This window comes from Micromonospora sp. NPDC023814 (assembly GCF_040639595.1).
In the GTDB taxonomy this organism is placed as follows: Bacteria; Actinomycetota; Actinomycetes; order Mycobacteriales; family Micromonosporaceae; genus Micromonospora.
In genome coordinates this window covers 1-23282 of the sequence record NZ_JBFAAF010000026.1, presented here as the reverse complement: position 1 = coordinate 23282, position 23282 = coordinate 1, and the positions used below count along the sequence as shown (strand labels likewise).

Genomic DNA, 23282 nt, shown 5'->3' with positions numbered 1-23282 from the left:
GGGTCATCCCCGGGCGGGAAGCCGCCGGTCCAGCCAGGAGAGCAGGGCCTGCTCGTACTGCGGGCTGACCCCGGCCAGGTCGTCGGCCTCGTCCACCGTGGGCGCGTGGTCGAAGCCGGTCAGCCGGGCGACAGTCAGCTCGGCGGCGCGGGCGGCCCGGCGCCACACCGCCAGACTCTCCTCGATCGGTATCCAGGCGTCGGTCTCGCCGTAGCAGAGCAGCACCGGGCAGGACAGCTCCGCGAAGACCGGCTCCGGGTCGAAGTCGATGTCGGCCCAGGCGCCCGGCTCCGGCACCTCGCGCGGCAGGAACGCCAGCGGAAACCAGGGCCGCTCGACGGCCGCGTCCAGCTCCGCCTGGACGACCGAGCGGGGCAGCTCGCCGCGCAGGTACGTCTCTGCGACCCGACGCAGCCGGCCCAGGTGGGCGAGGTCGGCGTCGCCGTACCCGTGGCGGCGAAGCTGCTCGGCGGTGGCGTACCGCATCTGCCGGGCGGGGCTGACGCCGGAGCACCCGACGAGCACGAGGAAGTCGACCCGGTGCCGGCTCGCGGTCAACGCGGCTGCCCAAGCCCCCTGGCTGAACCCCCACAGCCCGACGGGGACGTCGCCGACCTGCCGGCGCAGCACGTCGAGGGCCGCAGCCGCGTCGTCGGCCTGGGCGGTCAGCGGCACGTCGTGACCGTCGACCCGGGGGCGCCGGTCGTAGCGCAGCACCGCGATGCCGGCCGGCGGCAGCAGCCGGGCCAGATGCTCGTAGTGGAAGTGGGACCGCGTGCCGGCGTGGGAGCCGTGCAGCACGGCGAGGGCTCCCCGGGCCGGCCCGGCCGGCAGGTCCAGGATGGCCGGAAGTTGCTGCTCGCCGACGCCCAGTTCCATGCCGGGCAGTCAACCACGGACCAGCCGCGTTCCTCTCGCCCATCGTGCCCGGTCGGAGCGGCCGCATGCCGGCAGGACGTCGTGCGGCCGGCCGCCACACCGTTCGTCCCGGCGACGACGGTCTCGGTTCGCGCCGTGCGGAGACGCTGAGTGCGGGGGCGATCAGGCCCGTTCGGCGACCCGAGCGACGAACGCGCGCCACGCCGCCGGCCCGAAGGTGAGGGCTGGGCCGGCCGGGTCCTTCGAGTCGCGTACGGCGACGACGCCAGGAAGGTTGTCGGCGACCTCGACGCAGTTGCCGCCGTTCGAGCTGCTGCGGGTGGCCTTGCGCCACCGCGCGCCGGTCAGGTCAGCCATGATCTTGCCTCTAGGAAGTCGATGGATTGGTTTCGCGGGAGAGCGACCGATCTCACGGTATCCCACACGGCCCACAGCGGAGCAAGGTCATTAGTGATACGTCCAGTTGCCTGATCATCCAGGTAGCCGACATCCTCACCGTCCCCCGTTGTGGCGATCACGAAGGGTCCCGCCTGCCCTGGATGGAGACCCGCGTCCAGCGGAAGGACATGCACCATGACGTTAGGTCGCTCGGCCATCGCTGCCAGGTGGTCGAGCTGCGGCACCATGACTGCCGGCGCACCTCGGCGCAACGCTGCCTCATCGATCACGAAGACTGCGAGGGGCGGGCGGGGCCTCTCAAACACCGCAGCCTGCCGCCGTAGCCGCGTCTCGACGTAGCCGTCTGCGTCGGCTATGAGGGGACCACTAGCGAGGACCGCGCGGGCGTACTCCTCGGTCTGAAGTAGTCCGGGAATGACGGTCGACTCATAGCACCGCAGCCCAGCCGCTTCGCGCTCGATGTCGGTCCATGGCTGGAACCATGCCGGCTCGCGGCGCCTCAGTGCGTCCGGCCAAAGCTCCTCTATGTCCTTGTTCAGGATTTCGGCGACCCGGGCACGGTGACGGGTCTGCGGAATTCGTCCCTGGCTCACCCACCGGGCGGCCGTCTTCGGATCAACGCCGACTTGAGCTGCAAGGCTCTCGGCAGTCTCACCGGCCTTCGCCATCGCTACCTGTACCGCCCGGTTCATCCCCATCCCTCACGCGAACGTCCCGAATGATCTGGGTACAGACTGCTACGCGGTGTCACTGTCTGACAACGTTCGGCAAGGTGCTTTGTAGACGGCGCGAGCCGGTGGAGGCACCCGAAGCCCGCCGGTCGTGCCGGCGAGGGGGCCGCCACCGGGCGAGCATCCGTGGCGGCCCCCTCCTCCAGCCGACGGACGAAGGGAAAGACGGTGAGCCCGCGAGAGATCGCCTCCGGCGACGTCCTGTACCTGACCCGATCCGCGAGCCCTCAGTTCGTCCGCCCGATCACCGTGCGTGTGATCCGCGTCCTGACCGACTGGCACACGTACCACGGATGGTGCTGGATCGACGTCTACGAGTTGAATGCGCGCGGCGATGCCGTGGACCGGCGCTCGCTGTACGTGCGGTGCGAGGGGGTGCGCCGGCGTACGACGTCCCCGGCCGCTGCCCCGGCCCGCCGCCCGATCTCCCGCGTACGGGTGACGGCGTGAGTCGGCGGCGCCCCGAGCACCTGCCCACCCGGCCCACCTGGCGCTGCGCGGCCTGTGGGATCGCCTGGCCGTGTTCCGCCGCGAAGTTGCGGCTGCTCGCCGAGTACCGGACGGACCGGCCGGCCCTGCTGGTTCACCTGGCGACCCTCCAAGCGGAGGCGGGCGAACAGCTCGCGGCGTCGGACCGCGCCCCGGCACCGGGCGACCTGACCGAGCGCTTCACCGGGTGGGCGCGGGCCCGCGGTTAGCCGGTACGCGGGTGGTCTCATGGACGGGGCAGCTCGACAGCGTTCCACCATGCACCCCAGACAGGGGCATCCGTCGAAGGATGTAGCGGACGTTCGTCCCGCGGGGCGACTCGACCGGTCCCGGGCCGCCTGGGTCCTCGGCATCGCCGGCTTCCTGCTGGCCCGGGACGCCGCCGTCCGGTTGGGGCTGTTCGACACGTGGCTCAGGTGGTGACCCGCCGGGGGTGGGCGTAGACGTTCATGGTCCGGTCGCGCAGGAAGCCCACCAGGGTCAGCCCGGCCTCCTCGGCCAGGTCCGCCGCCAGGCTGCTCGGCGCGGAGACCGCCGCGAGCAGCGGCACGCCGGCCATCCACGCCTTCTGGGTCAGCTCGAAGCTCGCCCGCCCGGAGACCAGCAGCACGTGCCCGGCCAGCGGCAGCCGCCGCTCGCGGACCGCCCAACCGATCACCTTGTCGACCGCGTTGTGCCGGCCGACGTCCTCACGCAGCACGACCAGCTCGCCGGCCGCCGTGAACAGGGCCGCCGCGTGCAGCCCGCCGGTGCGGTCGAAACCGCGCTGCGCCGCCCGCAGCCGGTCCGGCAGTTCGGCCAGGACCGCCGCCGGCACGGTCAGCGGGTCGTCACCCACCGCGAAGACGGACCGGGTACGCACGGCGTCGATGCTCGCCTTGCCGCACACCCCGCAGGAGCTGGTGGTGTAGAAGTTCCGGGCCGGGTCGGTGGCGGGCTCGGGCACGCCGGGTGCGAGCACCACGTCCACCACGTTGTACGTGTTGGGCGTCTCCGCGCCGGCGCAGAGCTGCGCGGTGTGCACGTCGTCGGCGGCACGGATCAGCCCCTCGGTGAGCAGGAAGCCGATCGCCAGGTCCAGATCCTCGCCGGGCGTACGCATGGTCACCGCGAGCGGCCGTCGCCGGCCGGGGCCCGCCGCACCGACCCGGATCTCCAGCGGCTCCTCCACGGCGAGGGCGTCCTGCCGGCGTAGCGAGGTGCGGCCGGTGTCCGCCGCGTCGAGGTCGACGCGGAGCACGCCGCGTCGGTGAGTCGCCCGTCCCATCCCGCCATCCTGCACCCCGTGCCCGGGCCGCCGTGCGGCTACCGTGGCCGGGTGGACGCGTACGCGGCGGTGGTGCTGGCCGGCGGGGCCGCCCGCCGGATGGGCGGCGTGGACAAGCCCGCCCGGGTGGTCGGCGGCCGGCCCATGCGGGACCGGGTGCTGGCCGCCGTCGCCGACGCCGCCCCGCGCATCGTGGTCGGCCCGGCCGGGCCGGTGCCCGCCGGGGTGCGGGTGACCCGGGAGGAGCCGCCGGGCGGGGGCCCCGTCGCCGCCGCCGCTGCGGGGCTGGCCCTGCTCGACCCCGGTACGCCGGTGGTCGCCCTGCTCGCCGCCGACCTGCCCCTGCTCACCCGTGCCGCCGTCGGCGGGCTGCTCGACCGGCTCGACGCCGATCACGACGGCGCCTGCTACGTCGACCAGGACGGGCGGCGGCAGACGCTCTGCGGGGTGTGGCGGGTGGCCCCGCTGCGCGCCGCCCTGGACCGCCTCGCCGCCGAGCGGGCCGCCCCCGAGCCGGCCGCCGCCCCTGAGCCGGCCGCCGCCCCTGAGCCGGCCGCCGCTCCCGGGCCGGCCACCCGTGCCGGGCGGGGCGGCGCCGCGCCGCTCGCCGGGGCGCCGATCCGGGCCCTGCTGGCCGGGCTGCGGGTCCGCGAGGTGCCGTGGACCGGTGCCGGCCCGCCGCCCTGGTTCGACTGCGACACTGACGAGGACGTACGCCGGGCGGAGGAGTGGGCGCGATGACGGTGATGGACGACTGGGTGACGGCGGCCTGTGCCGAGCTGGGTCTCGACCCCGCCCAGGTGCCGGTGCCGGCCGTGCTCGACCTGGCGAAGGACGTGGCGCACCAGGTGCTGCGGCCGGGCGCGCCCGTCACCGCGTACCTCCTCGGGCTGGCGGTCGGCCGGGGCGCGGACCCGGCGGGCGCCGCGGCCCGGCTCAGCGCGCTGGCCGCCTCGTGGCCGGTCGAACTGGGCGCCGAACGCCCCGGCGGGGGCCCCGCCTGAGGTCGTTGTCCGATCACTGTCGGGCTGATTCGTCCCTCCGGTTCCGTGGGTAGGGTGACCTGGACGGACGGAGGCGATCATGACGGCAGACCACCCCTCGGCGCCGAACGGTGACACGCCCGGCACCCTGCCGGCACACCACGAGCCGATCCTGCTCGACGAGCCCACCACGGCCGACCTGCGGGCGAAGGTGACCCAGGCGTGGCGGGAGTTCGCGCGGGCGTTGGCCGAGCGGCTGGCGGCGCTGCCGACGGGCACGCACGTCGAGCTGACGCTCGACCCCACCGCCTCCGGCACCGGCGACGCGGTCTACTCCGTCAGCATCGACGTCGGCGAGGAGGGCCGGCTGGCGGCCCGCGCGGTCGGCAACGCCACCCTGCCGCAGGGCTACCGGCTGGACCGGGCCGCGGTGGCGGACATGATCGCCCTCGGCTGGTCGCCGCCCGGCGTGGTGGCGGGCTCCGGCGAGCACTTCGGGCTGGACGGCAACACCGCCGACGCCACCCGGCTGGCGGCCCTGATCACCCGGACGCTGCGCGACGTCTACGGCGCCCCGCACCCCGCCTTCCTCGTCTACCTGATCCACGACGCCGAGGGGGAGCCGCTGCCGGTGGAGCCGCTGGGCACCGCGCGCAGCGACTTCGGCCCGGACCGCGACGTGGAGGCCGACCTGGACGAGGCGCTCGCCGCGGCGACCGCCGCCCAGGCCCCGGAGGGCGACGTGGCCGCGCTCGCCGAGCGGGTCCGCACGGTCGTCTCGACCATGCTCAAGTCGGACTCGGACCGGTTGCAGGTCGACTCCGACGGCGACATCAACATCCGCGCCGGCTCGGCGATGGTCTTCGTCCGGGTCCGCGACAACCCGCCGCTGGTGGACGTCTTCTCCCCGGTGCTCACCGAGGTCGAGCCCACCGAGCGGCTCTACGTGAAGCTCTCCGAGCTGACCAACCGGATGCCCATCGGCCGGCTCTACTGCGCCGACGACACCGTGTGGGCGTCCATCCCGGTCTTCGGCCGCAACTTCCAGGCCACCCACCTGATGCTCGCCGTGCAGGTGATGACGGGGCTCGCGGACGAGCTGGACGACCGGCTGCACGGCGAGTTCGGCGGCAAGCGCTTCTTCGGCGAGGGCGACAAGGCGGTCAGGCGCGACCAGGGTGAGCACCGCACCGGCATGTACCTCTGACAGCCGGAGCCTTCTCGGCTGAGACGGGTGGGGCCCGGAAACCCCGAGAAACCGGGCCCCACCCGCCGGGGAGGGAGAATCAGGTCACAGGAAGCCAGTCGAGGCTCCGGGCGGTGGTCGGATCGGTGGCCCGCAGGCCCGCGTCGGAGACGGTCCAGAGCACGTCACCCACCAGCAACGACCGGGTCACCGCGCCCGCCCTGCCGGGGTGGGACACCGTGCCGACCTCGCCGATGTCGCTCCCGAAGACCCGCAGCAGGCGTACGTCGTCGCCGACCGGGAGGGCGACCAGGCCGGTCTCCGGGCGGTGCAGGAAGGCGTGCGAGTCGTACTCCAGCGCGGAGTACTGCCCGGGCACGTGCCACTGGTCGAGCCGGGCCGGCCGGGCCGGGTCGCGGACGTCGAACAGGGAGACCTGGAGCCCCTGCGTCCGCCCCCGTCGGTCGGCCTCCTGGCCCACGCCGAGCAGCCGCCCGTCCGGCAGCGGGTGCAGGTACGCCGAGTACCCGGTGATCTTCAGCTCGCCGGTGACCCGGGGCGCGGTCGGGTCGGTCAGGTCGACCGCGTAGAGCGGGTCGGTCCGCCGGAACGTGACCACGTACGCGGAGCCGCCGAGGTAGCGCACCGAGAAGATCCGCTCGCCCGGGCCGAGGCCGGTGACCGCGCCGACCCGGGTCAACACGTCGCCGTCCCGGCGCAGCACGTGCACCCCGGACTCGGAGTTCGGGCGGGCGGCCCGGGGATCGCTGGTGGTGGTGGCGACCCGCAGATGCCCCTGCCACTCGGAGAGGGCGTACTGGTTGACGAGCGACCCCGGCACGGCGCCGGCGGCGAGGTAGCGGGGACGCCCCGGCGCGCCGGTGTCGAACTGGTAGATCTCGGTGACCTGTGCGCCCGCCGGCCGGTCCCAGCGCGGCCCGGCGGGCCGACCCGTGACCGGGCGTCTGCCCGCGAGGTAGAGGTTCGGGCCGGTGCCGTAGACCGTGGTCGCGTCGGCGGCGACGGTGACCGGGTCGCCGTCGCCGAGCCGGTCGACGGCCAGGTCGAAGCTCAGCACCGTCAACATCGACGTGCCGGACCAGGTGGACGGGCGGCTCAGCCGGTCGCAGCCGACCCGCCCGGTGTGCCGCTGGGCGCCGGCCGTCCACTCGTACGCCGGCAGCCACGCCTCCACCCCGGCCTGGTCGATGACCGCCCGGTTCGCCGCCGTCCGCGTCGCGTCGGTGCCGCGCTTCGCGTACGGGAACTTCAGCCGGGGCCGGGTGCGGACGACGACCCGCGCGGTGGACCCGGTCTGCCGGGCGTCGACCAGGCTCCCGTCCATGCGGTAGGTGCCGAGCACCCGCGGCGGACCTGCGAGGTCGACCAGGATCAGCCGCGGTGCGCCGGCGATCCGCGACCCGGCGAACTCCCTGGCCCCGCCGGCGCCCACCTGGGCCAGCACCAGTGCCCGGTCGCCGTGCAGCAGCAGGCTCTGCTGCCCCCATCCCAGCTCCGGCAGCGCCCCGGTGAGGTCGACCCGCCCGGTCTCCCGCCGGGCGGCCGGGTCCACCACCCGCAGCAGCCCCCGGCTGACCGTGACGATCCGCCGGCCGTCGGTCTTGACCAGGTCGGGCTCGTCCGCGCCGGCCTCGTGGTTGTTGGTGGTGGAGTGCTCGGGGGCGGCTGCCGCCTCCGCCCGCGCGGCGTCGGGGACCGCGCGGAAGGCGGCTCCCGTGCGCCAGCCGTTGCCGAAGCCCCACGGGCCGACGGACGCGCGGGCGGCGGCCCGCAGCCCGGCCAGCGCGTCGGCGCAGGAGTCGAAGGAAACCAGCACCGGCGCGGCCGGCAGGTGCCGTGGCGGCGGATCGCCGGGCAGCGGCGGAATCGCGCTCCCGCCGAGCAGGGTGAGGGCGGCCAGCGTGCCGGCCGCCAGGATGTGTGCTCCCCGTCTCATGGCCGGTTCGACGCGGCCGCGCGGCGTGTGGTTCCGACCCGCCCGGACCTTCCGCGCCGTTTTCCGCCGCGCCCCGGGGCCCGGTCGGCGCGGTCAGCCGCCGGAGGGCCCGACGCCGGGGGACTCGACCAGTCGGGAGAGCACGATCGTGCTGCGGGTGGAGGTCACGAAGGGCTCGGCCCGCAGCCGCTCCAGCGCCGCCTCCAGGTGCGCGATGTCGGCGGCCCGCAGGTGGACGAGCGCGTCGGCCTCGCCGGAGACCGTGTACGCGCCGACCACCTCCGGGTGCCGGCGGGTGGCGACCCCGATCTGGGCCGGGGTGGTCCGGCCCGCGCAGAACAGCTCGACGAAGGCCTCGGTGGTCCAGCCGACGGCGGCCGGGTCGACGACCGCCGTGAAGCCCCGGATCACCCCGGCGGCCCGCAGCCGGTCCACCCGTCTCTTGACCGCCGGGGCGGAGAGTGACACCCGTTGTCCGATGTCCGCGTACGAGGCGCGGGCGTCCGCGACGAGCAACGCAATGATCCGCTGGTCTACGGCATCTATCTGCAACGTTCCGCCTCTGGGAAGCAATGGTTGTGGCTGTTACCAAAGTTCAACGGTACCTACCCTTGGTCACCGTGAACCAGCAGCGAGTCCCGCGAAAGCGGACATATCTCATGTGCTCGCCCGAGCACTTCACGGTCGAGTACGCGATCAACCCGTGGATGGACGTCAGCACCCCGGTCGACCCGGAGCTGGCGGTCAAGCAGTGGGACCGGCTGCGGGAGACCCTGGTCGGCCTCGGCCACGAGGTGCACCTGCTCACGCCCGAGCGGGGCCTGCCCGACATGGTCTTCGCGGCCAACGGCGCGTTCGTGGTCGACGGCATCGTCTACGGCGCGCAGTTCAAGCACGAGCAGCGGGCCGCCGAGGCCGCCGCGCACCGGGCGTTCTACGAGTCGCGGGGCTGGCGGTTCATCGCGCCGAGCGAGACGAACGAGGGCGAGGGCGACTTCGCGTACCTGCCCGAGGCGCACGGCGGGCTGGTCCTCGCCGGGCACGGCTTCCGCACCGAACTGCCGGCCCACGCCGAGGCGCAGGAGGCGCTCGGCCGCCCGGTGGTGTCGCTGCGCCTGGTCGACCCGCGCTTCTACCACCTGGACGTGGCACTGGCGTCGATCGACGACGAGAACATCGTCTACTACCCGGGCGCCTTCTCGGCGGCCAGCCAGAAGGTGCTCGCCCAGCTCTTCCCCGACGCGGTGGTCGCGGACGACGAGGACGCGCTGGCCTTCGGCCTGAACCTGGTCAGCGACGGGCGCAACGTGGTGCTCAACAGCGAGGCGACCCGGCTGGCCGGGAAGCTGAAGGCGGCCGGCTACCACCCGGTCCCCGTCGAACTGGCCGAGTTGAAGAAGGGCGGCGGCAGCGTGAAGTGCTGCATCGCCGAACTGCGCCACTGAGCCGAGTCGCGCGAGGCGTACGACGAGGGGGCCGGTCTCCCGGGCGGGGAGGCCGGCCCCCTCGCGCGTGGTGCGGGGCGCTCAGCCGAGCGTGGCCAGCTCCGTGACCAGCACGTTCGACAGCACCTGGCCGTCGAGCTGCACCTCGCGCAGGTACCACTTCTGCTGCGGCGTGCGCGGCTGGTTGAACTGCCACACCCCGCGCGGGCTGTCGATCTGGCCGATCTTGCCGAGCGCCAGGTTGACCTGCTGCGGGTTGGGCGTCTCGCCGGCGATCCGGATGGCCTGGTCGAGCACCTGCGCCGCGTCGTACGAGGCCATGGCGTAGGTGGTGGGCGAGGTGCCGTGCTTCTTGCGGTACGCGGAGGCGAACCGCCGGTTGGCCGTGTTGTTCAGGTCGGCCGAGTAGTTCAGGGCGGTCTGGATGCCCGTCGCCTCCTCGGCCTTGACGCTCTCCAGGACCGTGCCCTCGGTGAGGAAGCCCGGGGCGTAGACCTTGCCGGTGAATCCCTCGATGCGGAGCTGCTTGATGAACTCGACCGCCGCCGGCCCGGCGTAGAAGCAGAACACGGCGTCGGGCTTGCGGCTCAGCGCCGTGCGGATGTCGGCCCGGTACGCGGACTTCGACGGGTTGGTGAAGACGCCCGTCCAGGTCACCGGGTCCTTGATGCGCGGGTCGGACTCGCCGAACTCCTGCTTGAAGCCCCGCACCACGTCCTGGCTGCCGGCGTTCTCCGGCACGACGATCGCCAGCCGCGCCGAGGATCCCAACTGCTCCCGCAGGTAGCGCCCCAGCGCCCGGCCCGCCTCGTCCAGCACGTACGACGTCCGCCAGATGTAGACGACGCTCTGGAGGCTGGTCGGCGAGGCGTTGGAGCCGATCAGCGGCACCCGGGCCTGCTCGACGGTGTCCCGGATGCCGAACATGACGTTCGAGTCGACCACGCCGGTGAGGGCGAGCACGCCCTGCTTCAGCAGCCCCTCGACGGCGGCCTTGCCGGTCTTCACGCTCTCGCCCTCGTCGGCGGTGAGCAGGGTGACCGGGTGCCCGCCCAGGCCGTTTCCGTTGAGGTCGAGGAAGAGCTGGAAGCCGTTGGTGATCTCGTCGCCGATCGCCTTGAGGCCTCCACTGGTGGGCGCGATGAGGCCGATCTTGATCGGGCTTCCGTCACCGGCCGCTTCGCCCTCGGCGGCATCGGTGCCACAGCCGGCGGCGAGGCCCGCCGTTCCGAGCGCGGCCAGCAGTTTGAGTGCCCGCCTGCGGTTCATCTGCGACACCGGGTTCCTTCCAGGGAGCGTTGCAGGGCGGATCGCGCCCCCTCGGCGTTCTACCGGGTCAGCGACGCTGCGTCAATGCCTAGCGATCTTCCAGCAGAGATCGAAGAGCAGCCGTGACCTCCGGCCATGCCGCCGACTCCGGATCGATTAGCCCGAAATGCTCGCATTCTGGCAGCTCAACGAGGCGGATGTCGCCACCTGCCGCCCGGCCGGCCGCGACGAACTCGCGGCTCATCGCCACCGGCACCTGCTCGTCCAGTACGCCGTGTATGACTACTGTCCGTGTCGGGATGGGCACCAGTGGCCGGGGATCGGCGGCGGCGTACCGGTCGGGGAGGTCGGCCGGGCCGCCGCCCAGCAGCGCGGCCACCGCCCCGACGTCCAGATCCAGCCGGTACGCCTCGGCGAGGTCCGACACCGGGGCCAGGGCCAGCACGCCCCCGACGGCGGCCGGGGCGGTCGCCGCCGCGTACAACGCCAGGTGCCCGCCGGCGGAGTGACCCACCAGGACCGGCGGCCCGGCGGCGACCCGCCCGGGCAGCGCCTCGGCCGCCAGCCGGGGCAGCTCCGTCACGCCGGTCAGCACGTCGGTCAGCGTCCCGGGCCAGCCGCCGCCCGGCTGCCCCGTCCTGCGGTACTCGACCTGGGCCACCGGGTGGCCGAGCGCGGCCAGCGCGGCGGCCAGCGGGTCGGTGTGCCGCCGGTCGTACTCGGCCCGCCAGAAGCCGCCGTGCACCACCACGACCAGCGGCCGGGCCGGACCGGGCCCGGCGGGTCGGCGCAGGTCGGCGACCTGGTCCGGGTGGTCGCCGTAGGAGACGGTGGCGTCCGGGGCCGGGGCGGGGCGGCTGAGCACGGCGCGCGGGTCGGCGGGCATGGCGCGACCGTAGCGCGGATCACCCGCCGATCCGGCGTCGGGGATCGGTCCCCGGGCGCGGTGTGTCGTGCGGCTGGGTAAAGATGGATCCCATGACCGAAGCGCACTCCGCTGGACAGAACGACGAGCCGGGCCAGGACGGCACCGGTCACTCCGGAACGGTGGTGGTGGTCGGCCCGGACGGGCGGCCGGTCGGCACCGTGCAGACCGACGAGGCCGCCGGCGAGGACCCCACCCGACTGGTCGAGCAGCCGGCCAAGGTGATGCGGATCGGCAGCATGATCAAGCAGCTGCTGGAGGAGGTCAAGGCCGCCCCGCTCGACGACGCCAGCCGGCACCGGATGCGGGAGATCCACGAGCGGTCGATCGTCGAGCTCAAGGAGGGGCTCGCCCCCGAGCTGCGGGACGAACTGGAGCGGATCTCCCTGCCCTTCACCGAGGAGAAGGCCCCCAGCGAGAGCGAGCTGCGCATCGCGCACGCCCAGCTCGTCGGCTGGCTGGAGGGCCTCTTCCACGGCATCCAGGCGGCCCTGGTCGCCCAGCAGATGGCCGCCCGGGTCCAGCTCGAACAGATGCGTTCGGGCCGGCAGGCGCTGCCCAGCGGCCCCGGCGGCGTGATGCCGGGCATGCCGGGCATGGGCCAGCCGCAGGGCGGCGAGGGGCACAGCACCGGCCAGTACCTCTGAGCGTGACGGCCGGCCGGGCCCCGGCCGGCCGTCAGCCCACCCCGAAGACCTTCTCCAGGTACGCCGCCACGCCGTCCGCCGAGTTCGCCGAGGTCACCTCGTCGGCGACCGCCAGGACGGCGCGGTGCGCGTTCGCCACCGCCACCCCCCGCCCGGCCCAGGTCAGCATCGGCACGTCGTTGGGCATGTCGCCGAAGGCGAGCACGTCCCGGGCGTCGATCCCGAGCCGGGCGCAGTACCACGCCAGCCCGGCCGCCTTGGTCACGCCCGCGGCGGAGATCTCCACCAGCCCCGAGTACGACGAGTGGGTCGCCTCGGCCAGCCCCTCCAGCGCCCCGGCGACCAGCGCGACGAAGGCGTCCGGGTCCTGGTCGGCGGCCCGGGCCAGCAGCTTCACCGCCGGCGCCGACAGCAGCTCCTCCGGGGTCTCGACCGCCCGGATCGCCTCGTGGTCGGCGTCCCAGCGCAGCGGGTAGTGCGCCTCGTGCCGCATCTGTCGGCTGTCGACGATCTCCACCGCGAAGCTGATGTCGGGCACCTCGGCGCGCAGCCGCCGGGCCACCTCGGCGAGCAGTTCCGGCGCGAGCGGGTCGGCCCGGAGCACCTCGTCGGCGCCCGGGTCGTAGACCACCGCGCCGTTGGCGCAGATCGCCGGCAGCGGCTCGGCGAGCTGGTCGTACACGAGCTTCAGCCAGCGGATCGGACGGCCGGTGACCAGCACGACCGGCGTGCCCCGCGCGGAGATCCGCGCCAGCACGTCGGCGGTGTGCGGGCTGAGCGTGCGGTCGTCCCGTAACAGGGTGCCGTCGATGTCGGTGGCGATCAGCCGAGGTGCTTCTCCCATCAGCGGGACAGTAGCCGATCGAGGTACACCGCCACCCCGTCGTCGTCGTTGCGCAGCGTCACCTCGTCGGCGACGGCGCGGACCGTCGGGTGGGCGTTGGAGACCGCCACCCGGGCCCAGCCGGCCCACGCGAACATCGGCAGGTCGTTGGGCATGTCGCCGAAGACCAGCACCTCGGCCGGGTCGACGCCGAGCCGCTGCGCCACGACGGCCAGCCCGGTGGACTTGTCCACCCCCGGCGGGCAGATCTCCACGAAGCCCAGCCCCGCCTGGGTGAGCGTGGCGACCTCCGGCGGGACGACCTCCCGGGCGACGGCGAGCAACTCGTCGACGTGGTGGTCGGCGGTCCGGACGAACGCCTTGATCACGTCACAGGAGAGGCACTCGGCGCGGCTGCGCGCCTCGAACGCGTCCTGGTAGGGCCAGCTCGGGTGGTAGTCGCCCCAGAGCGGCGCGTCGTGCTCGTCCGACGCCTCGACCATCACCGTCAGCGGCCCGACCGCCACCTCCAGGTCGGCGAGCAGCGTGGCCAGCACCTCGGCGGGGAGGCGCTCGTCGCGCAGCACCACCGGCCCGGCCGGGTCGCTCTGGTCGACCACGCGACCGCCGCCCGCCATCACCAGGAAGTCGGCGGCGCGGATGTCGTTGCGGGTGAGCTCGGCCAGTCGGGGACCGCGGCCGGTCGCGCCGACCACCGGGATCCCGGCGGCGCGCACCCGGTCCAGCACCCCGTGGGTGTACGCGGAGACGGTCTCGTCGCTGCGGACGAGCGTCCCGTCGAGATCGGTGGCGATCAGCTTGGGCAGGCCCGGGCGGGTCATTGTTCCTCCTTTGCCCGCCGCCGCCGCAACCAGCCGTTTCGGTCGTCGGTGCCTCGACCCTGAGTGACGGCGGGCAGCAACCGTACCTCGCGCGGCAGGTACCGACCATTGCCTTTGGGCGAAGTCGGTGCCAACGGACGACGGCCCGTCGGTGTCCCTGTCCCGGTCCGGCGGGGCGGCCGTACGGTGGGCGGATGGGAGAGCGGGACTGGCCGGTGGCGGAGATCATCGGCACGGAGCGGCTGCTGCTGGAGCCCCTCCGTGTCGACCACGCCGAGGAACTCGCCCCGCTCCTCGACGACCCGGCCCTGCACGAGTACACCGGCGGCAGCCCGGCGGCCCCCGAGCAGCTGCGGGAGCGCTACCGCCGGCAGGCGGCCGGGCGGTCCCTGGACGGCGGGGAGGGCTGGCTCAACTGGGTCGTGCGGCACCGGGACACCGGCGACGCGGTCGGGACCGTGCAGGCCACCGTGCGGCTCGACGGCGACCGGCCGGTCGCCGAGCTGGCCTGGGTGGTCGTGGCACCGCAGCAGGGCCGCGGCTACGCCGGCGAGGCCGCGGCCGGCATGGTCGGCTGGCTGGCGGAGCAGGGCATCGCGGCGCTCGTCGCGCACGTGCACCCCGACCACCGGGCCTCCGCCCGGGTGGCCGAGCGGCTCGGCCTGCGCGCCACCGACGAACTGGTCGACGGCGAGGTCCGCTGGGCCGCCCCCTGAGCGGGCCGGGTGCCGGAGCGCGCCGGGTGCGGCTGCGGACCGGGTGGGAGGGCGCGGCGGACGGCCGGGTCAGTCCCGGGGCTCGGGGCGGGCGAAGGGGATGGCCGGCCCGACGGTGAGGTCGGCCGGTGGGGGCAGCGCGTCGTCCTCCAGGTCCCGGGCCCTGAGACTCCGGTGGCGCCGGTCGACCGGCTCCCCCTCGTCGGCGGGCGCTCCCTCGTCGGCGGCCTCCTCGCCCGGCACGGCCGCCCCGACCGGGGCCAGCTTCAGCGCCGCCGCGAAGAGCACGCACGCGACGGACGCCGCCACCAGGCCCCGGCCGTACTCGATCCGGAACCCGTCGTCCGTCGAGTAGAAGAAGACGCGCTGGCCCGCCTTGTCGAGCGAGGCGGCGGTCGCGGCCAGCAGCGCCAGCAGTGCCCCGGCCAGGGTCAGGCCGGCGAGCCGGACGTTGCGCCGCACCGCAGCGGTGCCGCGCAGCGCGAGCGCCACCGCGCAGACCAGCGCCAGCAGCCCGACCAGGTAGCCGACCCCGAAGCCGCCGATGTCGGACACCCCGCCCGGCACCCGCACCGGCGTGTTGCCCTGCGGGCCGGCGTTGGGGATCGTCATCACCTGCCACTCGCCGAGCAGCGAGGCGACCGCGGCCACCGCGCCCAGCGCCGCCAACAGCGGCGGCAGCCGGTGGTCCCGGCCCAGGCCGGAGAGCGTACGCCCGAGCCGGCCCGGCGGGGCCGCCTCCGCCCCGCCCCACTCCACGACGGCGGTGCCGTCGGACCGGTGGTCCTGGCGGGGAATGGGGAGATCCTGGGACATCGGCCACCCTTCCGCGTTCGCGGGCCTGAGCCGAATCATGACACAGTACGCACCCGGGGACGCGGAGCGTGAACGGTCGCCGGTGAGTGCCCTTTCCGATAGCGTCGAGGGCATGCCTATCCGTACCGCTTCCGCACGTTGGCAGGGCAACCTCACCGAGGGGTCCGGCACGGTCCGCACCGGCAAGGGCGGGCTGGAGGGTAACTACTCCTTCAAGTCGCGTTTCGAGGAGGGTGAGGGCACCAACCCGGAGGAGCTGGTCGGCGCCGCGCACGCCGGCTGCTTCTCCATGGCGTTCTCCAAGGCCCTCGCCGAGGCCGGCTCGCCGCCCTCCTCCGTGGAGACCACCGCCAAGGTCCACCTGGACAAGACCGACGCCGGGTTCACCGTCACCCGGATCGAGCTCGACACGGTCGGCGACGTGCCGGGCATCGACGAGGCGCAGTTCACCAAGCTCGCCGAGACCGCCAAGGAAAACTGCCCGATCTCCCGGCTGCTCTCCCCGGGCGCGCAGATCACCCTGACCGCCCGCCTCGCCTCCTGACCGCCTCCTCCGTCGGCGTACGCCTCCACGGGGAGCCACCCTCCCGGTGGAGGCGCGCCGATCTTGGCCGGGCCGCGCGGGCCACGCCGTCAGGCAGAATGGGCGGGTGCCGGTGGAGATGAGCCGCGAGCGCTTCGAGGAGCTGGTCGGCGACGCGCTCGACGAGGTGCCCGAGGAACTGCTCGCCCTGATGAGCAACGTCGTGATCCTGGTGGAGGACGACCCGCCACCCGGCGAGGACCTGCTCGGCCTCTACGAGGGCCACGCCCTCACCGAGCGGGGCTGGGACTACTCCGGCGTGCTGCCAGACCGCATCCTCATCTACCGCAACCCGATCCTGCGCCTGTGCGACGACGACGAGGACGTGGTGGACGAGGTCGCGGTGACGGTGGTGCACGAGATCGCCCACCACTTCGGCATCGACGACGAGCGGCTGCACGAGCTGGGCTGGGGCTAGCGGGCGCGCGACCGATGCCACCACCGGCGGGCGGGCCGGGGGGCCGCGCCGACCGGCGGGTGGGCCGGGCCGGTCGGCCGGTGGTCGACGGTTGCGTCGTACGCCTACCGTCGGTCCAGGCGTCGCGAAATCAGGAGGCACTTCCATGCGCAGCGAGCTCTTCTCCGCGGAGAACCTGGAGAAGGAGTCCGCGCAGCCCGGCATGCGGCTGCAGAACTCCAAGATGTTGAAGATCGAACTCAACGGCGAGGCGATGGCCCGCGTCGGGTCGATGGTCGCCTACCAGGGGCAGGTGCAGTTCCAGGCGCTCGGCTCCGGGGGGCTCGGCAAGTTCCTCAAGCAGAAGCTGACCGGCGAGGGCGTCCCGCTGATGAAGGTCACCGGCCGGGGTGACGTCTTCCTCGCCGACTTCGCCAAGGACGTGCACATCATCGACCTGGAGCCGGGCGACGCGCTCTCCATCAACGGCTCCAGCGTGCTGGCGTTCGACTCCACCCTCCAGTACGACATCCGGATGGTCGGCGGGGCCGGCATGGCCTCCTCGTCGGGCCTGTTCAACTGCGTCTTCACCGGCCACGGCCGGATCGCCATCACCACCAAGGGCGCGCCGGTCGTGCTCAACGTCGACGCTCCCACCTACGTCGACCCGCAGGCGGCGGTCTGCTGGTCGGCCAACCTCCAGACCGGCTACCACCGGGCGGAGCAGCTCGGCCTCGGCACGCTGCTCGGCCGGCGCACCGGCGAGGCGTTCACGATGAGCTTCGCCGGCCAGGGCTTCGTCGTCGTGCAGCCCTCCGAGGAGCCGCCGATCATGGGCAGCGGCGCCCAGGAGCAGCAGGGCGGTCTGCTCGGCGGCCTGCTCAGCTGACCCGCGCCCCGCACGCGCACCGCCCCCGCCCGCGTCTCGCCCGGCCCCGCCGGGTCCGCCGCGATCGGGGGCGGTGTCGTCAGGTGAGGTCGCCGGCGCGCAGGCGGGCCAGCCAGGCGGCGGCGTCGGCGTAGTCGGCGTCCGAGAGGCCGGGCGGCGCGGGGACCGGCCGGTCGCCCGCCGCCGCGGTCCAGCGGTGCCGGGGGTACGAGCCCAGGAAACGCACGTCGGCACAGACCCGGCGCAGCCCCTGCAACGCCTCCCCGAGCCGGACGTCCGCAACGTGCCCGGTGCAGTCGAGGAAGAAGACGTACCGGCCGAGCGCCTCGCCGGTCGGGCGGGACTCGATCCGGCTCATGTTGACGCCCCGGACGGCCAGCTCCATCAGCACCGCCAGCAGCGCGCCCACCCGGTCGTGGGCGATGTAGACCGCCAGCGAGGTGACGTCGTCGCCGGTCGGCGGCGGGGGCGGGCCGGGGCGGGACACCAGCGCGAAGCGGGTCACCGCGTCCGGGTGGTCGGCGATCTTGTCGGCGAGCACGTCGAGCCGGTGCCGGGTGGCCCCGATCGGGGCGCAGATCGCCGCGTCGTACTCGCCGGCGGCGGCGCCGGCCGCGGCCGCGCCGTTGGAGAGCACGTCGACCACGACCGCGTCCGGCAGGTGGGCGCGCAGCCAGCCCCGGCACTGGGTGGACGCCTGCGGATGGGCGGCGACGCTGCGGACGGCCGCGAGCGCCGTGCCGGGCCGGGCGGCGAGCACGAACTCGACCGGCAGGATCACCTCACGGGTGATCACCAGAGGTTCCCCCTCGGCCAGCTCGTCCAGGGTCACCCCGACCGCGCCGCCGATCGAGTTCTCCAGCGGCACCAGGGCGGCGTCCGCCTCCCCGGCCCGTACGCCGTCCAGCGCCTCCGGCACACTGCGGGCCGGTGCGCGGCTGCCCCGTTCGGCGGCGGGGATGGTGTTCAGCGCCTGCTCGGCGAAGGTGCCCTCGGGCCCGAGGTAGACGAAGCGCGTCGGCGGTGTTCCCGGCATGGCGACAGCCTACGCACCCGGTACGCCCGTCGACCCGCCGTCGCAGACCAGGGTTCGGATGCCGGGCGGCCCGGCGGCCCGGACCTCGACCGTGCAGACGTCGGTGCCGGCGGTGACCAGCCGCGGAGCGCTCGCCCGGCCCTCGGTGACCACCTGGAGGTCCTCGTGCCCGGTCACGTCGAGCACCGTGTAGTGCCATCCGCCGGCGCAGAGCGGGCCGGTCCGCACCCGCACCCGGGCGCCGCCCGGGAGCACCCCGCCCCGGCCGCGCACCAGGTCGACGACCCGCTTCCCGGAGGGGCCGTCGGTGCACGGCACCGCGACCAGGCCGGAGTCGGCGGTCGGGGTGGCCGCCCCGGGCAGGCCGGTGGGCGGGGGCGGGGTCGGTGCGAAGGTGGGTGTGCCGGCCGGGCTCGGGGCGGCGCGGGTCGGGACGGTGGTGGGGGCGGTGTTCCGCAGCGCGGGCGGTGTGCCGCAGCCGGCCAGCGGCACCGCGACCAGCAGCACGGCGGCCAGGAGCCGGCCGCGCCGGGCGGGGCGACCGGTCGGGTGGTCGGGGGCGGCGGGGCGCGAGGGGGTGGGCGGCACGGGCCGATCCTCGGGACATCGGGGAGCGTCGCTGCGGCCGGGAGGCCGAGCCCATCCTAGGAGGAACCGGCGGCCCGGGTGAAGGTCAGGCGAGGACCCGGTGGCCGGCCCGCTCCAGCGCGGCGGTCGCCTCGCCGAGGCGTACCGAGGGAACCAGCAGGTAGTCGGTGTCGTACGTCGAGAACGCGACCACGCTGACCCGGGCGGCGGCGAGCGGGTCCACCAGCGCGGCAAGGGTGCCGCTCACCGCCAGGTCGAGCGGCCCGGCGACCCACAGGCAGCGCCAAACCGTCTCCGTGGCGGCCTGCTCCGGCACCCGGTCGGCGGGGCAGATCAGCGAGATCCCGTCGGCGGTCCAGCTCACCGTGACGACGTCGCCGCCGCTCAGCCCGCCCGTCAGCTCGGGCGGCAGGGCGGAGCCGGCGGCCATCCGGCACACGGCGTACTCCCCTGGCAGCAGAGCGATATCGAGCATGAGGGCACCTTACGGCCTCGGAGAGCGCCCGCCCCAGATTCGCCGTGTGCGGCGAACACCACATCCCGCCGCAGGTCAGACCTCGGAGAAGAACGTGAGGGAACCGGCGACCGAACCGTCGGTGAGCACCGGGGTGGAGATCGCGTCCACGGTCGAGTCCGGCCCGTCGGCCGCCGCTCCCTGGACCCGGAGCAGCCCACGGGCGAGGCGCCCGGAGGAGAGGGCGAGCAGTGGCGGGATCTTGTCGAGTTCCTGCTCGGTCAGCTCGCGCGGGTTGGCGGTGAAGTCGAGCAGCCGGAGCCCGCCGTCGAGCAGCGGCAGCCCGACCACGTCCTCCGGGGTGCCCAGGCAGAGCAGTTCACAGCCCGAGGCGGAGACGGCGATCACCCTCGTCTCGGCGTCGATCAGCAGGCACGGCTCGTCGGCGTGGGAGACGGTCGACGACCACTGCCCGAAGTTGTCGGACCCCAGCCCTGTCGATGTCCCCGCCGCCGGCACGAACACTTCAGAGAGCGAGAGTTCGACGTGGGCCACCGCGCCTCCTATGTACACCGACGGTCTGTCCACGCTAGCCGGTCGCCGCGGATGTCGCCGACCGCGCCGCGGTCACCGGGCCGCCGGTGTGACGGGGTGCCCCGACCGGGCGGCCGGCGACGGCGCGACCGACGGGTGCCAGACCGGCATCCGGGCCGCGTGGCGTCGCCGGTGACGTTACCGCCGGCCGGCCGGCTTGTCAGCGGCCGTTCGGCCGTCCTCGTACCACCGGTAGTCGGCGGCCGGCCGGTAGGCGCCGTTCATCCAGGTGCCCGGGTGCTGGGCGACCCGGGACAGCTTCTCGGCGGTGGCCGGGCTGATCCGGCTGCCCCCGGCGACGAGCAGGCGGTCCAGCTCGCGGTGGGTGGCCATGAGGCAGTCCTTCGGCAGGCCGTAGACGCTGATGACGCCGGAGCCGACGAACGTCAGCACCGGTGTCACCGGGATCGGCAGCCCCACCGCGTCGGAGAGCGCCTTGCTGGCGCGCTTGGCGTCGCGGCGGGCCTCCGCCACATAGGGCGGTCGCTTGCCGTTGATCTGCACCACGTCGCCGGCGACGAGCACCCGGGCCCGGCCGTGGTCGGCGATGGTGACCGCGAAGAGCCCGCTCGGCCCGATGGCGAGGAAGCCGGCGCGTTCGTCGCGCTCGTGGTCGAGCAGCAGGTCGGAGACGTCCGTGCGGGGCCACTCGATGACGTGCCATGCGGGCCCGAGGTGGTCGAGCTGGCCGAGCGCCCGCGCGCCGGCGGCCTCCAGCCGGCGGGCGCCCCGCTCGGCCCGCCGACGGCGGGCCCACTCCAACGGGGACGGACGGACCGGCGCGAGCACCCCCGGCGACTCCACGCGGGGATGTGGCACTGCCGCCGCGGGCGGCAGTGCCCGGGCGGACGGTACGGCTCGACGAGCGGGAAAGACAGTCATCGCGACCTCCGGCAAAAGGTCCCTCGAAGTTATGTCCTCACTACCCTACGTTGCCAGTCCCCCGTGTCGGCAAGTTGGAACGCCGGAGTGAGTGCGGATGAATGCCATATTCATCCACCACTGTTTTATCGGATGCCGCCAAACCCTGCCCTACGCTGCGATGGTGACCCACTACGTGGACAGTGAAGTCGGCCGGCTCGGCACCGTGCTGCTGCACCGGCCCGGCCCGGAACTCGCCCGGCTCACCCCACGCAACAACGACTCGCTGCTCTTCGACGCCATCCCCTGGGTGGGGCGCGCCCAGGAGGAGCACGACGCCTTCGCCGGCGCCCTGCGCGAGCGCGGGGTCGAGGTGCTCTACCTCGCCACCCTGCTGGCCGAGACGCTCGCCGTGGCCGACGCGCGGGCCGAGCTGACCGAGGAGGTGCTGCGCTCGCCCCGGCTCGGCGACTCGCTGCGCGCCCGGGTCGCCGACCACCTCGCGTACCTCGACCCGGCCGCGCTCGCCGACGTGCTCATCGCCGGGCTGGCCCACGAGGAACTGCGGGTCAGCCGGGAACGGCCGGGCGGCCTGGTCTACACCCTGATGGACCGGCACGACTTCGTCATCGACCCGCTGCCCAACCTGCTCTTCACCCGGGACTCCTCGCTCTGGATCGGCGACCGGGTCGGGGTGACCAGCCTGGCGATGCCCGCCCGGCGGCGGGAGACCACGCTGACCGATGCGATCTACCGGCACCACCCGCGCTTCGCCGGCACCGAGTTCGTCTACCACCCCGAGCTGGAGCACCTGGAGGGCGGCGACGTGCTGCTGCTCGCGCCCGGGGTGCTGGCCGTCGGCGTGGGCGAGCGGACCACCCCGGCCGGCGCGGAACGCCTCGCCCGGCAGGTCTTCGCCGCCGGGCTGGCGCACACCATCCTCGTCGTGCCGATCGCCCAGGAGCGGGCGACCATGCACCTGGACACCGTCTGCACGATGGTGGACGTCGACGCTGTGCTGATGTATCCGAACGTCGCCCACACCCTGTCGGCGTACACGGTGATCGCCGGAGCGGACGGGGAGGACCCGCGGGTGGACGGTCCGGCGCCGTTCCTGCGGGCCGCCGCCGACGCGATGGACCTGGCCCAGCTCCGGGTGATCGACACCGGCCTGGACCCGGTCACCGCGGAACGCGAGCAGTGGGACGACGGCAACAACACCCTCGCCCTCGCGCCCCGGCTCTGCGTGGGCTACGAACGCAACACGGAGACCAACGCGCAGCTGGAGCGGGCCGGCATCGAGATCATCCCGATCGCCGGCTCCGAACTCGGCTCCGGCCGGGGCGGGCCGCGCTGCATGTCCTGCCCCCTGGTCCGCGAGCCGCTGGCCGGGTAAGGAAGGGCACCTTCCTAACGCTTACGGTAGAGGAAGGGGCCCTTCCTAACACCTCGGGCGCCGCCGGGCCACGGCACTGCCGGGCGCCCCGCAGCGTCGGCGGGGGCGTGGCGGCTCAGCGCAGGGTGAGCTGGCGGCCGAGCAGGCCGTGCCGGGCGCGCCGACCGGCGGCGTCAAGCGGGGCGGGGTCGGCGAGCGCCTCGGCGTACCGCTTGGCGAACTCGGCGACCGGCTGCTCCCAGTCGGCAGCCGGGACGTCCTCGGGCAGGTCCCAGACCGGCACCAGCCGACCGTGCGCCCGGAACATGCCGGCGAACCGGGTGTTCTCGCCGAGCGTCAGCGTGCCGGCCACGCTCAGCCGGGCCAGCGCGTCCAGCGCGGCGTCCTCGTCGTCGGGCAGTACCCAGCGCACGTGCGCCTTCTCCGGCACCTGGCACCAGTACGCGGCCCGGGCGGCGGCGAGCCGCACGGTCGGGTAGATCGCGGCGTTCGCGCGTTCCAGGGACGCCTGTACGTTCGGGTCGTCGCCGGCCCCCGGGTCGAGCCAGAACTCGAACCCGTCGTGCATCGTGATCTCCAGCGGACCGTCGACCAGGACGTCCTGTAGGCGGGGGCCCGGTCCGGGCAGCGGCGGCACGGCCACCGGGCTGCCCGGCTCGGCCCGCAGCGCGCAGAGCAGCGCCTCGGCCAGGTCCCGGGAGACGTCGCCGGACTGCTGGTGGCGCTGGAGCCCGACGAGGACCCGGCCGTCCGGTTTCGTCACGGCCGGGGCGGCCATCGGCAGCACGGTGGCGAGGACGACCTCGCGGTCACCGAACTCCTCGACCAGGGCGGGGGCGAGCCGCAGCGGCGCGGACGCGGCCGGCACCAGCTCGCGCAGGGCGATCCACTCCGGCTCGTCGGTCAGCCCCTCGAACGGTCGGGGCACGAAGATGTCGCGCACCTTCTCCCGCTTGGGGGTGGCTTCGGCGGCCCGCTGGCTCTTTCGACGCTTGCTCACGGCGACACAGCCTAGTACGGCAGCCGCCATTGGCCGTCTGACCTGGTGGGATGCGGTGGGGGTGTGCAACGTGGACGCAGCCGCCTGTCGATCATGTGTTTGTGAGGACA

General features: G+C 74.2%; 30 protein-coding genes. 13 read left to right on the top strand and 17 right to left on the bottom strand.

The window, feature by feature from the left end; translation table 11 throughout:
- Window positions 1-3: 3 nt before the first annotated feature.
- The 3 genes from AB0G14_RS16160 to AB0G14_RS16150 form a co-directional block, all read right to left on the bottom strand.
- The gene (locus AB0G14_RS16160; protein ID WP_357697951.1) at window positions 4-879 is read right to left on the bottom strand and encodes an alpha/beta hydrolase; all 876 of its coding nucleotides are present in this window, start codon (window positions 877-879) and stop codon (window positions 4-6) included.
- 162 nt (window positions 880-1041) lie between these two features.
- Window positions 1042-1236: a DUF397 domain-containing protein gene (locus AB0G14_RS16155; protein WP_350702536.1), complete on the bottom strand. Its 195-nt coding sequence runs from the start codon at window positions 1234-1236 to the stop codon at window positions 1042-1044.
- A complete protein-coding gene (locus AB0G14_RS16150; RefSeq protein WP_357697948.1) occupies window positions 1224-1970 on the bottom strand; it encodes a helix-turn-helix transcriptional regulator in 747 nt (248 codons plus the stop codon). The genes AB0G14_RS16155 and AB0G14_RS16150 overlap by 13 nt, the downstream gene beginning before the upstream one ends.
- A 207-nt stretch (window positions 1971-2177) precedes the next feature.
- On the opposite strand from AB0G14_RS16150, the gene AB0G14_RS16145 reads away from it, so the two are divergent.
- The 3 genes from AB0G14_RS16145 to AB0G14_RS16135 are packed head-to-tail and all read left to right on the top strand — an operon-like array spanning window position 2178 to window position 2921.
- Complete coding sequence (locus AB0G14_RS16145) at window positions 2178-2459, top strand: hypothetical protein (RefSeq protein ID WP_357697946.1); 282 nt, start codon at window positions 2178-2180, stop codon at window positions 2457-2459.
- Window positions 2456-2707 (top strand): flavin reductase, encoded by a 252-nt coding sequence (locus AB0G14_RS16140; RefSeq protein WP_357697944.1) that lies wholly within the window; start codon window positions 2456-2458, stop codon window positions 2705-2707. Before AB0G14_RS16145 ends, AB0G14_RS16140 begins: the two co-directional genes overlap by 4 nt.
- Window positions 2708-2756: 49 nt before the next feature.
- Window positions 2757-2921 carry a hypothetical protein gene (locus tag AB0G14_RS16135; protein ID WP_357697942.1) on the top strand — a complete coding sequence of 55 codons (165 nt, stop codon included), beginning with the start codon at window positions 2757-2759 and terminating at the stop codon, window positions 2919-2921.
- Here AB0G14_RS16135 and fdhD read toward each other — a convergent pair.
- Window positions 2911-3765, bottom strand: a complete 855-nt coding sequence (gene fdhD, locus AB0G14_RS16130; RefSeq protein WP_357697940.1) for a formate dehydrogenase accessory sulfurtransferase FdhD — start codon at window positions 3763-3765, stop codon at window positions 2911-2913. The two genes, AB0G14_RS16135 and fdhD, sit on opposite strands and share 11 nt — an antisense overlap.
- 6 nt (window positions 3766-3771) lie before the next feature.
- On the opposite strand from fdhD, the gene AB0G14_RS16125 reads away from it, so the two are divergent.
- From AB0G14_RS16125 to AB0G14_RS16115, 3 genes are all read left to right on the top strand, one after another.
- Window positions 3772-4506, top strand: a complete 735-nt coding sequence (locus AB0G14_RS16125) for an NTP transferase domain-containing protein (RefSeq protein WP_357698060.1) — start codon at window positions 3772-3774, stop codon at window positions 4504-4506.
- On the top strand, window positions 4503-4769 hold the full coding sequence (locus tag AB0G14_RS16120; RefSeq protein WP_357697938.1) for a DUF6457 domain-containing protein: 267 nt from the start codon (window positions 4503-4505) through the stop codon (window positions 4767-4769). Before AB0G14_RS16125 ends, AB0G14_RS16120 begins: the two co-directional genes overlap by 4 nt.
- Before the next feature lie 79 nt (window positions 4770-4848).
- Window positions 4849-5955: a hypothetical protein gene (locus AB0G14_RS16115; RefSeq protein WP_357697936.1), complete on the top strand. Its 1107-nt coding sequence runs from the start codon at window positions 4849-4851 to the stop codon at window positions 5953-5955.
- A gap of 79 nt (window positions 5956-6034) precedes the next feature.
- On the opposite strand, the gene AB0G14_RS16110 is transcribed toward AB0G14_RS16115, so the two are convergent.
- Window positions 6035-7891, bottom strand: a complete 1857-nt coding sequence (locus AB0G14_RS16110) for a beta-propeller domain-containing protein (protein ID WP_357697934.1) — start codon at window positions 7889-7891, stop codon at window positions 6035-6037.
- A 93-nt stretch (window positions 7892-7984) separates the two neighbouring features.
- Complete coding sequence (locus AB0G14_RS16105) at window positions 7985-8443, bottom strand: Lrp/AsnC family transcriptional regulator (RefSeq protein ID WP_350702553.1); 459 nt, start codon at window positions 8441-8443, stop codon at window positions 7985-7987.
- Between the two features lie 59 nt (window positions 8444-8502).
- On the opposite strand from AB0G14_RS16105, the gene ddaH reads away from it, so the two are divergent.
- Window positions 8503-9336, top strand: a complete 834-nt coding sequence (ddaH, locus tag AB0G14_RS16100; protein WP_357697931.1) for a dimethylargininase — start codon at window positions 8503-8505, stop codon at window positions 9334-9336.
- An 81-nt stretch (window positions 9337-9417) separates the two neighbouring features.
- Here the strand turns inward: ddaH and AB0G14_RS16095 are convergent, their stop codons facing one another.
- The gene (locus tag AB0G14_RS16095; protein WP_357697929.1) at window positions 9418-10614 is read right to left on the bottom strand and encodes an ABC transporter substrate-binding protein; all 1197 of its coding nucleotides are present in this window, start codon (window positions 10612-10614) and stop codon (window positions 9418-9420) included.
- Window positions 10615-10693: 79 nt separating this feature from the next.
- Window positions 10694-11491, bottom strand: coding sequence for an alpha/beta fold hydrolase (locus AB0G14_RS16090; protein ID WP_357697927.1), 798 nt, complete (start codon window positions 11489-11491; stop codon window positions 10694-10696).
- Window positions 11492-11574: 83 nt separating this feature from the next.
- Here AB0G14_RS16090 and AB0G14_RS16085 point away from each other — a divergent pair, with 83 nt between their 5' ends.
- Entirely contained in the window at window positions 11575-12177 is a 603-nt protein-coding gene (locus AB0G14_RS16085; RefSeq protein WP_357697925.1) for a bacterial proteasome activator family protein, read from the top strand.
- A gap of 31 nt (window positions 12178-12208) precedes the next feature.
- Here AB0G14_RS16085 and AB0G14_RS16080 read toward each other — a convergent pair whose 3' ends face one another.
- The gene (locus AB0G14_RS16080) at window positions 12209-13021 is read right to left on the bottom strand and encodes an HAD family hydrolase (protein WP_357697923.1); all 813 of its coding nucleotides are present in this window, start codon (window positions 13019-13021) and stop codon (window positions 12209-12211) included.
- Window positions 13021-13842, bottom strand: coding sequence for an HAD family hydrolase (locus AB0G14_RS16075; RefSeq protein WP_357697921.1), 822 nt, complete (start codon window positions 13840-13842; stop codon window positions 13021-13023). Before AB0G14_RS16075 ends, AB0G14_RS16080 begins: the two co-directional genes overlap by 1 nt.
- Before the next feature lie 194 nt (window positions 13843-14036).
- On the opposite strand from AB0G14_RS16075, the gene AB0G14_RS16070 reads away from it, so the two are divergent.
- On the top strand, window positions 14037-14558 hold the full coding sequence (locus tag AB0G14_RS16070) for a GNAT family N-acetyltransferase (RefSeq protein ID WP_357697919.1): 522 nt from the start codon (window positions 14037-14039) through the stop codon (window positions 14556-14558).
- 69 nt (window positions 14559-14627) lie between these two features.
- Here the strand turns inward: AB0G14_RS16070 and AB0G14_RS16065 are convergent, their stop codons facing one another.
- The gene (locus AB0G14_RS16065) at window positions 14628-15374 is read right to left on the bottom strand and encodes a hypothetical protein (protein ID WP_357697917.1); all 747 of its coding nucleotides are present in this window, start codon (window positions 15372-15374) and stop codon (window positions 14628-14630) included.
- A gap of 112 nt (window positions 15375-15486) precedes the next feature.
- Here AB0G14_RS16065 and AB0G14_RS16060 point away from each other — a divergent pair, with 112 nt between their 5' ends.
- From AB0G14_RS16060 to AB0G14_RS16050, 3 genes are all read left to right on the top strand, one after another.
- Window positions 15487-15918 (top strand): OsmC family protein, encoded by a 432-nt coding sequence (locus AB0G14_RS16060; RefSeq protein WP_350702569.1) that lies wholly within the window; start codon window positions 15487-15489, stop codon window positions 15916-15918.
- 112 nt (window positions 15919-16030) lie between these two features.
- The gene (locus AB0G14_RS16055) at window positions 16031-16375 is read left to right on the top strand and encodes a metallopeptidase family protein (protein WP_350702725.1); all 345 of its coding nucleotides are present in this window, start codon (window positions 16031-16033) and stop codon (window positions 16373-16375) included.
- Between the two features lie 145 nt (window positions 16376-16520).
- Window positions 16521-17243: an AIM24 family protein gene (locus AB0G14_RS16050; RefSeq protein WP_357697915.1), complete on the top strand. Its 723-nt coding sequence runs from the start codon at window positions 16521-16523 to the stop codon at window positions 17241-17243.
- A gap of 79 nt (window positions 17244-17322) precedes the next feature.
- On the opposite strand, the gene pheA is transcribed toward AB0G14_RS16050, so the two are convergent.
- The 5 genes from pheA to AB0G14_RS16025 all read right to left on the bottom strand — a co-directional run bounded on the left by pheA (window position 17323) and on the right by AB0G14_RS16025 (window position 20797).
- Window positions 17323-18279 (bottom strand): prephenate dehydratase, encoded by a 957-nt coding sequence (gene pheA / locus AB0G14_RS16045; RefSeq protein WP_357697913.1) that lies wholly within the window; start codon window positions 18277-18279, stop codon window positions 17323-17325.
- A 9-nt stretch (window positions 18280-18288) separates the two neighbouring features.
- A complete protein-coding gene (locus AB0G14_RS16040; RefSeq protein ID WP_357698057.1) occupies window positions 18289-18786 on the bottom strand; it encodes a hypothetical protein in 498 nt (165 codons plus the stop codon).
- 166 nt (window positions 18787-18952) lie between these two features.
- Window positions 18953-19342 carry an ACT domain-containing protein gene (locus AB0G14_RS16035; RefSeq protein ID WP_357697911.1) on the bottom strand — a complete coding sequence of 130 codons (390 nt, stop codon included), beginning with the start codon at window positions 19340-19342 and terminating at the stop codon, window positions 18953-18955.
- Window positions 19343-19417: 75 nt separating this feature from the next.
- Complete coding sequence (locus AB0G14_RS16030) at window positions 19418-19876, bottom strand: hypothetical protein (RefSeq protein ID WP_357697909.1); 459 nt, start codon at window positions 19874-19876, stop codon at window positions 19418-19420.
- 177 nt (window positions 19877-20053) lie between these two features.
- Window positions 20054-20797, bottom strand: a complete 744-nt coding sequence (locus AB0G14_RS16025) for a hypothetical protein (protein WP_357697907.1) — start codon at window positions 20795-20797, stop codon at window positions 20054-20056.
- 160 nt (window positions 20798-20957) lie between these two features.
- Between AB0G14_RS16025 and AB0G14_RS16020 the strand changes: the two genes are divergently transcribed.
- Window positions 20958-22172 carry an arginine deiminase gene (locus AB0G14_RS16020; RefSeq protein WP_357697905.1) on the top strand — a complete coding sequence of 405 codons (1215 nt, stop codon included), beginning with the start codon at window positions 20958-20960 and terminating at the stop codon, window positions 22170-22172.
- 115 nt (window positions 22173-22287) lie between these two features.
- On the opposite strand, the gene AB0G14_RS16015 is transcribed toward AB0G14_RS16020, so the two are convergent.
- Window positions 22288-23172, bottom strand: a complete 885-nt coding sequence (locus AB0G14_RS16015) for a DUF5926 family protein (RefSeq protein ID WP_357697903.1) — start codon at window positions 23170-23172, stop codon at window positions 22288-22290.
- Between the last annotated feature and the right edge of the window lie 110 nt (window positions 23173-23282).

Excerpts from the sequence above, each read along its gene's own strand:
- AB0G14_RS16160 (WP_357697951.1), bottom strand. The coding sequence starts at position 879 with ATGGAACTGGGCGTCGGCGAGCAGCAACTTCCGGCCATCCTGGACCTG.
- AB0G14_RS16155 (WP_350702536.1), bottom strand. The coding sequence starts at position 1,236 with ATGGCTGACCTGACCGGCGCGCGGTGGCGCAAGGCCACCCGCAGCAGC.
- AB0G14_RS16150 (WP_357697948.1), bottom strand. The coding sequence starts at position 1,970 with ATGAACCGGGCGGTACAGGTAGCGATGGCGAAGGCCGGTGAGACTGCC.
- AB0G14_RS16135 (WP_357697942.1), top strand. The coding sequence starts at position 2,757 with ATGCACCCCAGACAGGGGCATCCGTCGAAGGATGTAGCGGACGTTCGT.
- fdhD (WP_357697940.1), bottom strand. The coding sequence starts at position 3,765 with ATGGGACGGGCGACTCACCGACGCGGCGTGCTCCGCGTCGACCTCGAC.
- AB0G14_RS16120 (WP_357697938.1), top strand. The coding sequence starts at position 4,503 with ATGACGGTGATGGACGACTGGGTGACGGCGGCCTGTGCCGAGCTGGGT.
- AB0G14_RS16115 (WP_357697936.1), top strand. The coding sequence starts at position 4,849 with ATGACGGCAGACCACCCCTCGGCGCCGAACGGTGACACGCCCGGCACC.
- AB0G14_RS16110 (WP_357697934.1), bottom strand. The coding sequence starts at position 7,891 with ATGAGACGGGGAGCACACATCCTGGCGGCCGGCACGCTGGCCGCCCTC.
- AB0G14_RS16090 (WP_357697927.1), bottom strand. The coding sequence starts at position 11,491 with ATGCCCGCCGACCCGCGCGCCGTGCTCAGCCGCCCCGCCCCGGCCCCG.
- AB0G14_RS16085 (WP_357697925.1), top strand. The coding sequence starts at position 11,575 with ATGGATCCCATGACCGAAGCGCACTCCGCTGGACAGAACGACGAGCCG.
- AB0G14_RS16080 (WP_357697923.1), bottom strand. The coding sequence starts at position 13,021 with ATGGGAGAAGCACCTCGGCTGATCGCCACCGACATCGACGGCACCCTG.
- AB0G14_RS16075 (WP_357697921.1), bottom strand. The coding sequence starts at position 13,842 with ATGACCCGCCCGGGCCTGCCCAAGCTGATCGCCACCGATCTCGACGGG.
- AB0G14_RS16070 (WP_357697919.1), top strand. The coding sequence starts at position 14,037 with ATGGGAGAGCGGGACTGGCCGGTGGCGGAGATCATCGGCACGGAGCGG.
- AB0G14_RS16065 (WP_357697917.1), bottom strand. The coding sequence starts at position 15,374 with ATGTCCCAGGATCTCCCCATTCCCCGCCAGGACCACCGGTCCGACGGC.
- AB0G14_RS16060 (WP_350702569.1), top strand. The coding sequence starts at position 15,487 with ATGCCTATCCGTACCGCTTCCGCACGTTGGCAGGGCAACCTCACCGAG.
- AB0G14_RS16050 (WP_357697915.1), top strand. The coding sequence starts at position 16,521 with ATGCGCAGCGAGCTCTTCTCCGCGGAGAACCTGGAGAAGGAGTCCGCG.
- pheA (WP_357697913.1), bottom strand. The coding sequence starts at position 18,279 with ATGCCGGGAACACCGCCGACGCGCTTCGTCTACCTCGGGCCCGAGGGC.
- AB0G14_RS16035 (WP_357697911.1), bottom strand. The coding sequence starts at position 19,342 with ATGCTCGATATCGCTCTGCTGCCAGGGGAGTACGCCGTGTGCCGGATG.
- AB0G14_RS16025 (WP_357697907.1), bottom strand. The coding sequence starts at position 20,797 with ATGACTGTCTTTCCCGCTCGTCGAGCCGTACCGTCCGCCCGGGCACTG.
- AB0G14_RS16020 (WP_357697905.1), top strand. The coding sequence starts at position 20,958 with ATGGTGACCCACTACGTGGACAGTGAAGTCGGCCGGCTCGGCACCGTG.